The sequence below is a fragment of the Luteococcus struthionis genome (genome assembly GCF_048595755.1).
Classification (GTDB): domain Bacteria; phylum Actinomycetota; class Actinomycetes; order Propionibacteriales; family Propionibacteriaceae; genus Luteococcus.
On the sequence record NZ_CP184360.1, the window covers coordinates 3009159 to 3023498 of the forward strand.

Below are 14340 nucleotides of genomic sequence, written 5' to 3' on the forward strand. Positions count from 1 at the left end.
CCGCAGATTCTAGGCCGTGGTGCAGTCAGTGCCCCACATGTCTCACCTGCCCACGCGGATGCGCGGCACGGCGGCGAGGAGTTCACGGGTGTAGTCGTGCTCCGGCGAGGAGTAGACCCGTTCGATCGGTCCCGCCTCGACCACCTCGCCCTGACGCATCACCAGCACCCGGTCACACACGTGGCGCACCACCATCAGGTCGTGGGAGACGAAGACCATCGTCAGCGCGTATTCGTCCACCAGCTCACGCAGCAGGTTCAACACGTGGGCACGCACCGAGACGTCCAGGGCACTGACCGGCTCGTCGGCCACCAGCACGTCGGGCTTGGGCGCCAGCGCCCTGGCGATCGCGATCCGCTGGCGTTGGCCGCCGGAGAATTCGTGTGGGTAGCGGTGGGCCATGGCGGGAGGCAGGCCCACCTGCTCCATCACCTCGCGCAGCCGACGCTCGCGGTCCATCGGGACGTCGTCGCGTTGGCGCAACAGTGGGCTGCGCAGCGGCTCGGTGATGATGTCACTGACCTTCATCCGCGGGTTCAGTGAGCTGCGCGGATCCTGGAAGACCATCTGCACGCTGGCGCGCAGGTCTCCCAGCTGCCGTTCGGGAAGCTGCTGGATCTGGCGGCCGCGGAACTCGATGGTGCCGGCGGTGGGACGATCCAGTGCGGCCATCATGCGAATCAGGGTCGACTTGCCCGAGCCGGACTCCCCCACGATGCCCAATCGGTCACCGGGCACCACGTCCAGGTCGACGTCGTGCACGGCACGCACCGCGCCAGCCCCGCGGCCGTAGGTACGTCCGAGGCCCCGCAGACGGTACAGCGGGTGGTCGCTCATGTCTCCTCCCCGCTCCAGAAGTCCTCCACCACGGGCAGATGCGAGCCGGGCTCGGCCAGGTCGAGGCGCGCGGTGGCCACCAGTCCCCGGGTGTAGCCGTGCTGCGGATCGCCCAGCACCTGCGCGATCGTGCCGCGCTCCACCACGCGTCCCTGCCACATCACCATCACCTCGTCGCAGACCTGGCTCACCACCGCCAGGTCGTGCGAGATGAACAGGCAAGCGGCCCCCGCCGCGTCGAGCTGCTCGTCCAGGACGTGCAGCACCTTTGCCTGCACGGTGACGTCCAGCGCCGTGGTCGGCTCGTCGCAGATCACCAGGTCGGGAGAGTTGACCAGTGCCATCGCCATCATGACGCGCTGCCGCTGACCGCCCGAGAGTTCGTGGGGATAGGCGTCGGCGATGCGGGCGGGCCGGGGCAGCCCCACGCGTTCGAGCATGTCCACCACGGCCTGGCGTGCCGCGCCGGGGGCCGCGCCCTGGTGCAGCCGAAGCACCTCGGCCACCTGGCGGCCACAGGTCATGGTGGGGTCCAGGGCCGTCATCGGTTCCTGGAAGACCATGCTCATCACGTCGCCCCGCAGGGAGGAGAGTTCACGGTCGCCCGCCCCCACGATCTGCCGTCCGCCCACCGTGACGCTGCCGCTGACGTGCGCGTTGTCGGGCAGCAGCCCCATCATGGCCAGGGCCGTGACACTCTTGCCGGAGCCGGATTCGCCGATCAGCCCCAGCCGTTGCCCCTCCTCGAGGTCGAAGGACAGGTCCCTGACCGCGGGCACCCGGCGTCGTCCGAAGGACACGTTGAGGTCTCGCACCTCCACCAGCGCGCTCACTGCACCTCCCGCAATCGTGGATCGAGCAGTTCTCGCAGCCCGTCACCCAGCAGGTTGAATCCCAGCACCGCCAGCGCGATGGCCAGACCGGGCCAGATCACCTGCTCGGGGTGGCTGAACAGCTGCTTGCTCTGCGCCTCGTAGAGCATCCGCCCCCACGACGGCGTGGTGATCGTGGTGGCCAGCCCCAGATAGCTCAGCGCCGCCTCGGCGAGGATCGCCATGGCGAAGCTGACCGAGGCCTGCACCCCCACCAGCGGTGCGATGTTGGGCCACACGTGGCGACGTGCGATCGTCGGCCAGGTGGTGCCGCAGCTGCGGGCTGCCAGCACATAGTCCTGGCTCATCACCTGGAGGCAGGCCGCGCGGGTGATGCGCGTGAAGACCGGGATGGCGGCCACACCGATCGCCACCATTCCGGTGAGGGTGGAACCCCCCACGGCGGCGGCCAGCAGGATGGCCAGCAGCAAGGCCGGGAAGGCGTAGAGCACGTCGGTGATGCGCATCACCACCCGACCCACGCGCCCCTTCTTCATCCCGGCCAGCATGCCCAGCGGCACGCCCACCAGCGCCGCGATGGAGACCGCGACGATGCCGACGAACAGGCAGATCTGCGCCCCGGCCATGATCCTGCTGAGCACGTCGATGCCCATCGAGTCGGTTCCCAACAGGTGGGGCCATCCCGGCGACTGCATCCGCCGCGACGGATCCACCAGCGTGGGGTCGAAGGGGGTCCACACCAGCGAGACCAGTGCGGTCAGCACCAGGGCTCCCACCAGCACGGCCCCGAGCCACAGCGACAGTCGGGCCCTCACAGCTCCTCCTCCGAGGTGGTGCGCAGGCGCGGGTCGATCGCCAGGTAGGACAGATCAACCACCGCGTTGATCACCAGTACCAAGGCCACCAAGATCATCACGATCGCCTGCACCAGCACCAGCTCGCGCTGCTGCACCGCGTCCAGCAGCAGGCGCCCCAGACCTGGCAGGGCAAAGACGCTCTCCACGACGATCGCGCCGACGAACAAGGTGGCCAGCTGCAGGCCCAGCACCGTCACCACGCTGAGGGCGGCATTGCGCACGCCATGGCGCACCATCGCCGCACGGGTGGTCCAGCCCACCGACCGGGCGGTGCGGAACCAGTCCTCCCCCAGGACCTCGATGAAGGCGCTGCGCACATAGCGGGTCAGCACCGAGGCCTGCACCAGGGCCAGGGAGAGCACCGGCAGCACAAGGTGCCTGGCCCAGCGCACCGGATCACTGCTGAAGGGGACGTAGCCGTTGGCGGGCAGCCAGCGCAGTTCCACCGCGAAGACGACCACCAGCAGGATTCCGGCCAGGAAGGCAGGCACGGCCATGCCGAGCTGACTCAGCGCCGAGACGACGACGCCGCTCAGCTTGCGTCGCTTCAGCGCCGCGAACATGCCCACCGGGAGCGCCACACCGATGGCCAGCACCATGCCCAGGCCCACCAGCCACAGGGTGACGCCCAGTTTGGGAGCGATCAGGGCCATCACGCTCTGCCCAGTACGCACGCTGGTCCCGAAATCACCGGTGATCATGTCGCCCAGCCATTCCAGGTAGCGCACGGCCAATGGACGGTCCAGCCCGAGCTCGGCGCGCAGCACCGCCAGCGACTCGGCGTCGGCCTGGTCGCCCAGGATCGCGGTCGCCACGTCGCCCGGCAGCAGGTTCACCAGCAGGAAGATGATCACCGATGCCAACAGCAGGCTCGCCACGAAGGTGGCGAGCCTGCCGAGGAGCAGACGTGGACGGCTCAAGGGGATCAGCCGTTGCGCGAGGCCAACGTCGTCACGTCGAAACTCGCACTGGTCGCATTGGCGGGCATACCGGTGATGTCGGCCTTGGTCACGGCGATGCGCGGGAAGAGCCACAGGAAGTTCGCCGCGGCATCGGTCGACAGGGTCTTGGCAGCCTGCTTCATCAGGGCCACCTGTTCTGCCTCGGTGCTGGCATCCGCGCGCTCCACCAGCTTGGTGAAGGCGGGATTGTCGTAGTGCCAGTAGTAGGTGGGATCGGCGAACTTCACGATGTCACGCGGCTCGACGTGGCTGACGATGGTCATGTCGTAGTTGCCGCCGTCGTGCACCTCCTTGAGCCAACGAGCCCAGTCCAACTCCTCCACGGTCACGGTGATCCCGACGGCCTTCAGCTGACTGGTGATGAACTGCGCCGAGGACGGGCCGTAGGGCAGCGTCGGCACGCGCAGCCGGAGCTTCAGATTGGTGACGCCGGCCTCCTTCAACAGCTTCTTCGCCTTGGCCTGGTCATAGGGCTGGCTGGCGTAGAGGTCCTCGTACCAGGGGTCGGTGGGCGGCACCATGGAGCCGATCAGGGTGCCCTTGCCACCCCACACCGAATCGAGCAGCGCCTTGCGGTCGATGGCGTGGACGATGGCCTGGCGCACCTTGACGTTCTTGAGCGCAGGATTTCCGCCCTTGCCCTGGTTCATGCCCAGCACGACCTCACCATTGGAGGTTCCCTCCACCACGGAGAAGCGCGAGGGATCCTGGAACTGCTCCAGCGCCTCGGGAGCGGTCAGGTCGCTGATGATGTCCAAGTCACCCGAGAGCATCGCCGAGCTCATCGAGTTGGCGTCGGCAAAGTAGCGGAAACGCACGTGGTCGAAGCGGGCCGGGGTTCCCCAGTAATGCTCGTTGCGCTTGAGGGCCACCGATTCGCCCTGCTTCCACTCGTCGAAGGAGAAGGGGCCGGAACCCACTGGCGTGCTGGCCAGCGTGCTGAAGGACTTGGGATCGGCGATCGCCCCGGTCGCGGAGGCCATGTCATAGAGCCATGCCTGCGAGGGACGCTTCAGCTTCACCGTCACCGTGGTGGCGTCGGTGGCGGTGGCCTGGGCCACCACGGCCATCTGCTTCTTCAGCGTGGGCAGCACGTTCTTCTGGGTTTGGATCCGCTCGATGTTGGCCACCACGGCCTCGGCGTCGACGGGGTCGCCGCTGGAGAACTTCGCCTTGGGCTGCAGGTCGAAGGTGTAAGTGAGCCGGTCGGGCGAGGTGGTCCACTTCTGGGCCAGCAGGGGCTTGATCTGGCCTTCCCCGTCGATCTTCACCAGCGTCTCGTACAGGTTGTACAGCAGGGCCTGTGGGATCGCTGCGCCACTCTGAGTGGTGGGGTCCATCGACTGCGGTTGCGCGGTGGCCCCGATCACCAGGTTGCGCGCCTGCGCGGTGGCCTGCTCCTCCGACTTGCTGGTGCAGCCAGCCGTCACTGTCAGCGCGATGGCAGCACAGCAGGCGATGACCTGTCGCATGCCCATCCTGAAAGTTCCCATCCAAGTTCTCCTGAACTGTCTCGGCACGGCACCTGCACCCTTGCCATGGCTCGGGCAAACTCTACCGCTGAGAGCACCCGACACCGTTCATCCACTGGTCCTCGGGATTCAGCTCCCCCGGCAGGTCTGGCACGAGCATCGTGGAAAGGAGTGCACCGTGGACGAGCCTTCGCGTCGCAATCCCTTGCACGACATGGCCCTGCGCGCTTTCGACCTCTCGGAACAGGCCGCTCGCTACGGCTTGGCCGAACAGCAGCGGCGTCTCGAGCGGTGGCGTGCGCGCTTGTTCATGATCACCCAGATGGCGCTGGCCGCGGGCACCGCGTGGTTCCTCGGGCAAAAGGTGCTCGGGCACGACATGCCCTTCTTCGCGTCGGTGGCGGCCATCCTGTGCCTGGGTTTCAGTTTTGGCCAGCGAACCCACCGCGTGCTCGAGGTCACCTTCGGCGTCTTCATCGGTGTCTTCATCGGTGACCTGTTCGTGATGCTCTTCGGCACGGGTCCGTGGCAGATCGCCCTGGTGTGCTTCGTCGCCATGTCCATCGCCACCTGGTTCAACGCCAAGCCGCTCATGATCAACCAGTCGGGCATCCAGGCGGCCACCGTGATGACCTTGATGCCAGCCCCGGGCCAGGGCTTCAGCCGCTGGCAGGATGCGCTGCTGGGATGTGCCCTCGCCCTGGTCTTTGCCCTGGTGGCGCCCACCAGCCCGGTGCAGAAGCCGCGTCGCAAGGCGGCGGCAGTGCTGGAGCAGTGCGCGCGTGCCCTGCGCGAAGCACGGCTGGCACTCAGCACCCAGGACCAGAATCGAGCCGAGAAGGTGCTGCAGAGTGCCCGCAACACCGAACGCCAACTGCAGCAGTTGGCCGATGCTGCGGCCGAAGGCGTCGCGGTGACCCGCTACTCCCCCTTCCTGCGTTCCGAGCGGCACCATGTCCAGGCCATCGCCGAGCTGGTGGCACCCCTCGACCGACTTGCACGCAACCTGCGCGTGTTGGCGCGCCGAGCAGCCATCGCCACCTGGCGCGGTGAAGGGGTGCCGGCCGAATACCTGGACTTCCTGGACGACGTGGCCGACGTCGTCGACTTCTGCGCCAGCGAACTGGCCGCACGACGGCTGCCCGTCCGGGCCCGTCCCCGGATCGAGAACGTGGCCCAGCTGACCGCCGGGATCGGAGTGCGCGGTTCGATGTCGGGCATCGTCGTGCTGGCCCAGGCTCGTTCGATGCTGGTGGACCTGATGGAGCTCACCGGCCTGGACTATGGCGAGGCGCGCACCCGGATTCCCGACGTGGAGTAGGCCCCGCGCTGCTCCCCAGAGGGACTGCAGTGCCCTCGATTTTGCCTTTCGTTGGCCGGCGTGTAATGTAGGTCTCACCGACGCGGGGTGGAGCAGCTCGGTAGCTCGCTGGGCTCATAACCCAGAGGTCACAGGTTCAAATCCTGTCCCCGCTACAAAGCGCACTGTGCCGCTGACAAGACTTCAGGGTCTGGTCAGCGGCACAGTGCTTTTCCGACGCCATTCCAGAACGGACATCCATGCAGCCCCTCAGCCAGGACCAGATCCGCGCCTCCTTCGTGAACTGCACCAAGGGTGAGGCCAAGCGCATGAACCTGCCGAACTCCTTGGAGAGCGCCGACTGGGCCAACCTCGACTTCCTGGGCTGGCGTGACCCCCGATCCTCCGCCGTCGGGGGCATCGCCCTGTGGCGCGGGGAGGAGCCCATCGCCATCGCGCTCAAGGCGACCGAACGGCTCGCCTCGAACAAGCAGGGCATGTGTTCGCTGTGCCACACCTTCCACCCCAGCGCCGACGTGGCGATGATGGGCGCCAAGCGCGCTGGCACCCGTGGCCGCGAGGGCAACACCGTGGGCGCCGCAATGTGCGCAGACCTGGCGTGCTCGCTGTACGCCCGCAAGTTGAAGCAGCCCCGCCGGGTGCAGCCCCAGGAAACCCTCGAGCTCGACGCACGCATCTGGCGTCTGCAGGGCAACCTCGAGCGTTTCGTAGCACGCGTGGTCGACGGACTCTGAACCACCTGTGGCACGCTGGGAGGCATGTCACAAGCACTGACGCTGCACTACGAGATCGTCGAACACACCCTGCCCAATGGCCTGCGGGTGGTGGTCAACCCTGATCCGAGTTCCCCTGCCGTCGCGGTGAACCTGTGGTACCACGTGGGTTCGGCCGATGAGGTGAGCGGCCGCAGCGGCTTTGCGCACCTGTTCGAGCACCTGATGTTCCAGGGCTCGGCACAGGTGAACAGTGGTGAGCACCTCTCGGCACTGCAGGCGGTCGGTGGACAGGTGAACGCCACCACCAGCTTCGACCGGACGAACTACTTCGAGACGGTGCCGCGCGGCGCAGTGGACCTTGCCCTGTGGCTGGAGCGTGACCGGCTGGAGAGCCTGGACGTCAGCCAGGAGAACCTGGACAACCAGCGCGAAGTGGTCAAGGAGGAGAAGCGCCAGCGCTACGACAACGTGCCCTATGGCGACCAGCTGATGCTGCTGCTGGCCCTCAACTTCCCAGAGGACCATCCCTACGGCCACGCCACCATCGGATCGATGGATGACCTGGACGCCGCCAGCCTGGGTGACGTGCGCGACTTCTTCGACACCTGGTACCGCGCGTCCAACCTGGTGCTCACCCTGGCCGGTGCGGTGAGTGCAGACGAAGGGCTCGCACTGGCCGAGCAGTACTTCGGGACCCTCCCTGCCCTGCCGACGCCCGAGCACCCGCAGACTGCTCCCCTGCCCCAGCACAGCGGCGTGCCGCGGCTCGACGTGGTGCGCGACGTGCCCCGATCGGCCCTGCACCTGGGCTGGCGCACGCCGCCGATCGACCACCCCGACCACCTTGCCGTGGAGCAGGCACTCGCCGTGCTGGGAGGTGGACCCGCAAGCCGCCTGCAGAAGGTGCTGGTGCGCCAGGAGGAGATGGCCGAGGGCATCAGCGCCTCCCAGCTGGCGCTGAGCCGAGGGACCTCGCTGGCCCTGGTCTCCTCGCGAGCCCGCCAGGGCCATGACCTGGACGAGTTGGAGAGCAGCATCGTCGAGCAGCTCCACAGGCTGCTGGACGAGGGCATCGACGAGGCCGAACTCGACCGCGCCAACGCCTCCTTCGAGCGGGAGTGGTTCGGTGAGCTGGCCCAGGTGGACAGCCGGGCCGACCAGCTGGGTGCCTTCGCCACCCTCTACGGCGACCCCAACCGCATCAACACCCAACTAGAGCTGATGCGCGCCATCACCCCGCAGGACGTGCAGCGGGCCGCGCGCACCTGGCTCCATCCCGACCAGCGAAGCGCACTGCACTACCAGCAGGGCAGCGACGAGAGCACCATCAGCGAGGACCAGGCATGAACCACCAGCAGCTCCCCCGTCCGCAGATCAAGCCCGCCGCGCCCTGGAGCTTCCCGCAGCCCCAGAAGCGCACCCTTCCCAATGGACTGGAGGTCTGGACCTTCCCGATTCCCGGGCAACATGTGGTCACCGCCACCCTGGTGCTGGACGTGCCCCTGGGCCTGGAACCGCGCCAGGTGGAAGGCATCGCCACCATCGCCCTACGCACCAGCGACGAGGGCACGGCCAACCATCCCGGTGACGAGCTGGTGGATGCCCTGGAATCGGTGGGTGCCGCCTACGACGGCGGTGCCAGCGCCAGCGCCACCATCTGCTCGCTGGACGTACCGGGCACTCGTCTGGAGCAGGGGTTGCCCCTGCTCGCCGAGATCGTGCAGGGCCCGTCCTATGACCAGAGCGACGTCGAACGGCACATTGCGCTGCGCCTGGCCGAGCTGGAGCAGAACCGCGTCTCACCCCCGGCGCTGGCCGCGCTGGCCGTGCGCCAGGTGCTCTTCGACCCGCAGGCCCGCGATGCCCGTCCCCCGGGTGGCCAGTCCGACACGGTGAAGAAGATCACCACCGAGCAGGTGCGTGCCTTCCACGGCCGCCATTGGCGCCCAGGCGGGGCGACGCTGATCCTGGCCGGTGACCTGGGTGAGCACGTCGACGCCTGGGTCGACGAGCACTTCGGTGCGTGGGAGGCCGGTGAGGGACCTGCACCCCATGCGGTCCCCCTGCCACGACACCTGCCCGTGGAGCAGGACGGGCGTCGCGTGGTGCACCTGGTGGACCTGCCGGGAGCCGTGCAGACCGAGATCCGGGTCAGCGGTGTGGGAGTGGACCGGACCAGTCCAGACTTTGCCGGGCTGCAGGTGGCTGCCAACGCCATGGGAGGCAGCTTCGGCAGCCGACTCAACACGCTGCTGCGCGAGGAGAAGGGCTTCACCTACGGCGCCCACTTCAGCGTCGCCCCCGCCCGTCACGGCGGGACCTGGGCCATGTCCACCAGTGTGCGCACCGAGGTGAGCGTCGAGGCGCTCACCGAGACGCTGCGGGTGATGAACCTCGACGAGGAGTTCACCAGCGAGGAGGTCGCCGACGCCGTGAACCAGATCGTGGGCATCGCCCCCTTGCGCTACGACACGGCAGGTGCGATCGCCAGCCAGGCAGCCACCCTGGCTGCTGCTGGCTGGGGGCCCGAATTCGTGGACCTGCACTTCCGGCGGATCGCCGAGGTGACGCCCACCGTCGCTTCTGCCGCCTATCGCCGCGTGGTGCGGCCCGAGAACAGGCATGTGGTGCTGGTGGGAGATGCCGAGCGGCTCACCGCACCGCTGGAGGCAGCCGGCTTCCAGGTGCACGTGCTCGACGTTTGACCGGCCGGCCGACGCGGCCTACTTCAGCGCCGCGTCGGCCGCCTTCACCTTCTCCTTGGCCGCCTGCATCTGCTTCTGGTAGGTGCCCAGGTCGCCCTTCTTCAAGGCGGCGTCGGCCGCTTCGAAGGCCGATGCGGCCTCCGCCAGCAGCTTCTGGGCCGCCGCCTGACCTTGCGCCGGTTCGGCAGGCTGCGCGGGATCGGGCTTCTTCTCGTCGCCCGCCTCGGCCTTCTCACCAGTGGAAGCGCCCGCATCGCCCTTGAAGACGCTGTCCAGCGCCTCCTGCAGGGTGGAACCGATGCCGATGTGCTCACCGAAGCGCACCACGACGAAGCGCAGCACCAGATAGCCGCCGCTGGTGGTGCTCTGCTGGGTGTAGACCGGTGAGACGTAGAGCAGCCCGCCGCCCACCGGGATGGTCAGCAGGTTTCCGAAATGGGCCTGGGCAGAGCCCTGCATCAGGTAGGGGCGCAGTTTGGAGGCCACCGTCTCGTCGGTGTTCATCGCGTTGAAGGTCTGGCCGGGGCCGGCGACCTGTTTGCTGTCGCTGAGCTTCAGCACGCGCATCTGCCCGTAGTCCGGGCTGGCGGCATCGGCATTGACCGCCATGTAGGCGCCCAGGTTCTCGCGGCCTCGCGGCACCAGCACCGAGGTCTGGCTGAAGACCGGCGCCTTGTCCCCGGGCCACTTGATCGACAGGTAGTTCGGTGCCTCCTTGCCCTCGGCAACCGGATCATTGGGCACCTCCCACAGGTCCGACTGCTGGAACCAGGTGTCGGGGTTGGTGGCGTGGTAGCGCGCCAGGACCTCGCGCTGCACCTTGAACAGGTCGGAGGGGTAGCGCATGTGGTCCAGCAGGTCGGCCGGAATCGCCTTGCGGGGCTTGACCTGGCCGGGGTAGACCTTCTGCCAGGTGCGCAGCATCGGATCGGCCTCGTCCCACGCGTACAGCGTCACGTCACCGTCGCCGGCATCGATCACGGCCTTGACCGAGTTGCGCAGGTAGTTCACCGGGCGCGACTGTTGCTGCACGCTGGTCTGCGAGTCGCTGGTGGCCTGGCGCAGCTCCACCCGGTTGGAGTTGGGGTACATGCTCGAGGTGGTGTAGGCGTCGACGATCCACACCACTCGCCCGTCGACCACCGCGGGGTAGGCATCCGAGTCGGGTGTCAGCCACGGGGCGACCTTCTGCAGCCGCTCACGCGGGGTGCGGTCGTAGAGGATGCGGGAGGCCTCGTTGACGCGGCCGGTGGACAGCAACAGGTTCACGTCGCCGAAGCGGATCGCGTACAGGGCACGGATCAGCGGATTGCCGATGCCGACACCGCCCTTGCCGTCGTAGGTGTTGCGGGTCTCGACGGCGCCCTCCTTGCCGCCACCGGGGGTGTCCAGCTCCACCGGCTCGGCACCCTCGGGGGCGCCCACCACGGCATAGGTGTTGGTGCGCTCCCCGAAGTAGATGCGCGACTGGGTCTCCCCCAGCTTGCCCTGGGTGGGAATGTCACGGGCGATCCACTCGGGCTCGCCATTGGCCTGTCGGCGGTTGCCGTAGGCGGCCACCATGCCAAAGCCGTGGGTGTAGACGGTGTGCAGGTTGGTCCAGTTGCGGTCGGGGATCTCGTCCTGGTTGATCTCGCGGGCCGCGACCACCGCGTCGGTGAACTCGCCGTCGATGGTGTAGCGGTCCACGTCCAGCACCTTGGGGAAGGAGTAGTAGCCGCGCACCTGCTGCAACTGCTCGAAGGTGGGCCCGATCAGGGAGGGGTCGATCAGGCGGATGCCGGGCAGCGCCTCGGCGTCCTGCTTCAGCTGGCCTGCCGAGACCGTGGTGGTGACGTCATAGTCCTCGGTGATCTCGACATCGCTCAAGCCGTAGGCGGCACGGGTCGCCGCGATGTTCTGTGCGATGAAGGGCCGTTCCCGGGCGGGGCCCTTGGGCTGCACGTCGAAGCGCTGGACCACGGCCGGGTAGATGCCCGAGACCAGCAGGCTGCTGACCAACATCAACACCAAGGCGAGCACCGGGATGTTCCAGCGGCGCAGCTTGGCGTTGACGAAGAAGAGCACGGCGCACAGCAGCGCGATCAGCGCCACGACATTCTTGGCCACCACCCGGGAGTTCAGGTCGGCGTGGCCGATGCCGGTGAACAACCAGTTGTTGGAGACCGCGTAGCCGTAGCGGTCCAGCCAGCAGTCGATGGCGTACAGCACCAGCAGCAGGCCCGCCAGGACCGACATCTGCGCCTGGGCAGGCCCGCTGAGCCGCGAGGGCTGTCGCGTCACGATGCTCTGCCCCGTGGGGGTGGTGGTGACGTTGAAGGACTGCAGGGCACCCAGCGCAAGGTGCGTCATGAAGACCAGGAAGAGGCTGACGCCCAGCATCCAGTAGGCCTGCGAGAGCACCACCCGCCACCAGGGGTAGTCGAAGACGTAGAAGGAGACGTCCTTGTGGAACCACGGCTCGGTGGTGCCGAAGGGTGTCGCGTGACGCCAGGCCAGGAAGACGTCGCGCTGCACGAAGCCGGTCAGGCCGCTGAGCAGTCCGAAGACGCCGGCCAGCAGCGCGATCGCCAGCCGGTGCCGGGTCTCGATCAAGGACCGGGTGGCGGTGGCCAGCGGCAGGTTCTGCGGGCGCGTGCGGGGCCGCATCCGGTGCGCCAGCCACAGGTTGAGGCCCACCACGGCGGCGGTGAGGCCCCCGAAGACGACGAACAGCAGCACACCGGTCCCCAAGCGCGTGCGAAAGACCGCCGCCACTCCCAGCTGCTTGAACCACAACCAGTCGGTCCACAGTCGCGACGCCAGACCGACGGCGACCAGCAGGCCTGCCAGACCGATCATGACGGCCAGCATGGGCCCCTGGTCATCCTGCTGACGCAGTGGTCGGGGTCGGGGGGAAGGGCGTCGGCGCCCGGCGGGGTGTGCGCTGCTCATCGTCTCACCTCAGGGTCTGCGCCAGGGCCTGCGAGAGTGCAGGCACGAGGTCATGGCCGCCCAGCAGCTCGTCGGGCTGGTCCACCAAGCGGGCCAGGCCATGGGTGCTGCCGTCACGCAGCGCTCCCACCACCACCCGGATCTCCTGGTGCTGCGGATGGTTGGCCACGAAGCGGTTGGCCTCCTCGGGATCGGACGGGATCTGGTCCTCCAGCCCGGCAGGCAGGAAGGTGCGCTCAAGGCTCATCGCACAGCCATGCACGCTCGGCGACCACCGAATGCCGGCCAGGGTCTCCAACAGGTCACCACCGTCGCGGAAGTCCTCCTGCTCGATCGAGCTGAGGGCATCGTCGCTGGTCACCGTGAGCTGCTCGGCCAGATGGGGTTCGGCCTGCACCAGGTCTGCGGTGCGCACCAGCGCGAACAGGCGGGCGGGCTGGTCCCAACCGGAGGCACCCACGTACTGCTCGATCTCCACCAGCGCGGCCACCAGGGCCTCGGGCAGGTCGGAGGCAGGCATCTGCTCCTGCTGGGGAGTGTGGTCGTCGCTCATGCTGGTGTGCTCCATGGGGTCGTGTCTGTCATCTGTGGCTGTCATGCGCAACGCGGCAGGGACTCGGGGCTGGCACCGGAGCGAAGATCCGACAGTGCCTTGACCGCTTCGCCCATGGTGCCCACCTTCACCAGTCGCATCGAACTGTCGACGCCACCGATGTCACCACAATTGCCGCTGGGCACCAGGAAGTACTCGGCGCCGGCTCGTTCGGCACCGGCGATCTTCTCCTGGATCCCGCCGATCGGGCTGACGGTGCCGTCGGCCGAGATCTGGCCGGTCACTGCCACCTTGCGTCCGCCCAGCAGGTCACCGGGCGTGATCATGTCGTAAATGGCAAGGCTGAAGACCAGCCCTGCGCTGGGCCCGACCACCTTCGGGTCGATGCCGAAGTTCACGGTGGGGGCATACAGGTAGCCCTCGACGGTGCGCACACCGATCACGGGCACCTTCTTGTCCTCGTTCGAGGAGACGGTGGTGACGGTGATGTCCATCTGCCTGCCGTCGCGCAGCACCGAGAGCACCACCGGGTCGCCGACCGCGTGGCGCCCGATCAGCCGTGCCACGTCGGCCGGGCGCTGCACCTCGGTCCGGTCCACCCGTTCGATCAGGTCACCGGGCTGCAGTCGGGAGTAGGCGGGGCCGGCCAGCCCCACCGACTTCACCATGGGCATCTGCTGCACCTTCTCGCCGGCCGCACGCAGGGCCGCGACGATCGCCTCCGACTTGGAGTCGTCCATCATCGCCACCTCCTCGGTGCGCACCTGGTCGAGTGACTTGCTCGGCGGGTACACGACGTCACGGGCCAGCACGTCGCGCTTGGGAAGGGCGTGTGCGAACAGGGCCTCGGGCAGGCTCAGCTTCGAATCGACCCGGGTCACCGAGACGGTCGTCATCCGCAGCTCCCCGGTCACCGGATGGGTCTTGAGACCCTCGACCTCGACAGCGGGCTTGCCGGAGTCCCCCTCCCCCAACAGGTTCAGGGTGCGCCCCGGGCCCCAGGCCACGAAGGGCACGGGCAGTAGGGCCAGCAGCATGGCGAGCACGACGAAACACACTGCCGAGACGATCGCCGTCCAGGTCTGGCGCGTCATCGCGGCGCCACCTGCGCTTCGTCAGACTTGGCCGGGCGCGATGCTGCGCCCCGACG

General features: G+C 68.0%; 12 protein-coding genes and 1 tRNA gene. 5 read left to right on the forward strand and 8 right to left on the reverse strand.

Going from position 1 to position 14340, the window contains the following annotated elements:
- Positions 1-42 precede the first annotated feature (42 nt).
- From ACOAMO_RS14045 to ACOAMO_RS14065, 5 genes are read right to left on the reverse strand one after another with little or no spacing between them, the layout of a single operon-like run.
- Positions 43-837: an ABC transporter ATP-binding protein gene (locus ACOAMO_RS14045; RefSeq protein WP_420175365.1), complete on the reverse strand. Its 795-nt coding sequence runs from the start codon at positions 835-837 to the stop codon at positions 43-45.
- A complete protein-coding gene (locus ACOAMO_RS14050) occupies positions 834-1670 on the reverse strand; it encodes an ABC transporter ATP-binding protein (protein WP_420175366.1) in 837 nt (278 codons plus the stop codon). Before ACOAMO_RS14050 ends, ACOAMO_RS14045 begins: the two co-directional genes overlap by 4 nt.
- A complete protein-coding gene (locus ACOAMO_RS14055) occupies positions 1667-2485 on the reverse strand; it encodes an ABC transporter permease (protein ID WP_420175367.1) in 819 nt (272 codons plus the stop codon). Before ACOAMO_RS14055 ends, ACOAMO_RS14050 begins: the two co-directional genes overlap by 4 nt.
- Complete coding sequence (locus tag ACOAMO_RS14060) at positions 2482-3456, reverse strand: ABC transporter permease (RefSeq protein ID WP_420177057.1); 975 nt, start codon at positions 3454-3456, stop codon at positions 2482-2484. The genes ACOAMO_RS14055 and ACOAMO_RS14060 overlap by 4 nt, the downstream gene beginning before the upstream one ends.
- A complete protein-coding gene (locus ACOAMO_RS14065; RefSeq protein ID WP_420175368.1) occupies positions 3453-4982 on the reverse strand; it encodes an ABC transporter substrate-binding protein in 1530 nt (509 codons plus the stop codon). The genes ACOAMO_RS14060 and ACOAMO_RS14065 overlap by 4 nt, the downstream gene beginning before the upstream one ends.
- Positions 4983-5139: 157 nt before the next feature.
- Between ACOAMO_RS14065 and ACOAMO_RS14070 the strand changes: the two genes are divergently transcribed.
- From ACOAMO_RS14070 to ACOAMO_RS14090, 5 genes are all read left to right on the forward strand, one after another.
- On the forward strand, positions 5140-6282 hold the full coding sequence (locus ACOAMO_RS14070; RefSeq protein WP_420175369.1) for an FUSC family protein: 1143 nt from the start codon (positions 5140-5142) through the stop codon (positions 6280-6282).
- 81 nt (positions 6283-6363) lie between these two features.
- A tRNA-Met gene (locus tag ACOAMO_RS14075) sits at positions 6364-6437 on the forward strand.
- Positions 6438-6521: 84 nt separating this feature from the next.
- Positions 6522-7016 (forward strand): FBP domain-containing protein, encoded by a 495-nt coding sequence (locus ACOAMO_RS14080; RefSeq protein ID WP_420175370.1) that lies wholly within the window; start codon positions 6522-6524, stop codon positions 7014-7016.
- 24 nt (positions 7017-7040) lie between these two features.
- The gene (locus tag ACOAMO_RS14085) at positions 7041-8345 is read left to right on the forward strand and encodes a M16 family metallopeptidase (protein ID WP_420175371.1); all 1305 of its coding nucleotides are present in this window, start codon (positions 7041-7043) and stop codon (positions 8343-8345) included.
- Positions 8342-9703 carry a M16 family metallopeptidase gene (locus ACOAMO_RS14090; protein WP_420175372.1) on the forward strand — a complete coding sequence of 454 codons (1362 nt, stop codon included), beginning with the start codon at positions 8342-8344 and terminating at the stop codon, positions 9701-9703. The genes ACOAMO_RS14085 and ACOAMO_RS14090 overlap by 4 nt, the downstream gene beginning before the upstream one ends.
- 18 nt (positions 9704-9721) lie before the next feature.
- Here the strand turns inward: ACOAMO_RS14090 and ACOAMO_RS14095 are convergent, their stop codons facing one another.
- The 3 genes from ACOAMO_RS14095 to ACOAMO_RS14105 are packed head-to-tail and all read right to left on the reverse strand — an operon-like array spanning position 9722 to position 14284.
- Entirely contained in the window at positions 9722-12637 is a 2916-nt protein-coding gene (locus ACOAMO_RS14095) for a UPF0182 family protein (protein WP_420175373.1), read from the reverse strand.
- Positions 12638-12641: 4 nt separating this feature from the next.
- Positions 12642-13205 carry a PPA1309 family protein gene (locus ACOAMO_RS14100; RefSeq protein ID WP_420175374.1) on the reverse strand — a complete coding sequence of 188 codons (564 nt, stop codon included), beginning with the start codon at positions 13203-13205 and terminating at the stop codon, positions 12642-12644.
- 26 nt (positions 13206-13231) lie between these two features.
- Positions 13232-14284: a PDZ domain-containing protein gene (locus ACOAMO_RS14105; protein WP_420175375.1), complete on the reverse strand. Its 1053-nt coding sequence runs from the start codon at positions 14282-14284 to the stop codon at positions 13232-13234.
- Between the last annotated feature and the right edge of the window lie 56 nt (positions 14285-14340).

Bases quoted from the DNA above. Each gene is read 5' to 3' on its own strand.
- ACOAMO_RS14080 (WP_420175370.1), top strand. From the start codon at position 6,522: ATGCAGCCCCTCAGCCAGGACCAGATCCGCGCCTCCTTCGTGAACTGC.
- ACOAMO_RS14065 (WP_420175368.1), bottom strand. From the start codon at position 4,982: ATGGGAACTTTCAGGATGGGCATGCGACAGGTCATCGCCTGCTGTGCT.
- ACOAMO_RS14085 (WP_420175371.1), top strand. From the start codon at position 7,041: ATGTCACAAGCACTGACGCTGCACTACGAGATCGTCGAACACACCCTG.
- ACOAMO_RS14090 (WP_420175372.1), top strand. From the start codon at position 8,342: ATGAACCACCAGCAGCTCCCCCGTCCGCAGATCAAGCCCGCCGCGCCC.
- ACOAMO_RS14105 (WP_420175375.1), bottom strand. From the start codon at position 14,284: ATGACGCGCCAGACCTGGACGGCGATCGTCTCGGCAGTGTGTTTCGTC.
- ACOAMO_RS14045 (WP_420175365.1), bottom strand. From the start codon at position 837: ATGAGCGACCACCCGCTGTACCGTCTGCGGGGCCTCGGACGTACCTAC.
- ACOAMO_RS14100 (WP_420175374.1), bottom strand. From the start codon at position 13,205: ATGGAGCACACCAGCATGAGCGACGACCACACTCCCCAGCAGGAGCAG.
- ACOAMO_RS14095 (WP_420175373.1), bottom strand. From the start codon at position 12,637: ATGAGCAGCGCACACCCCGCCGGGCGCCGACGCCCTTCCCCCCGACCC.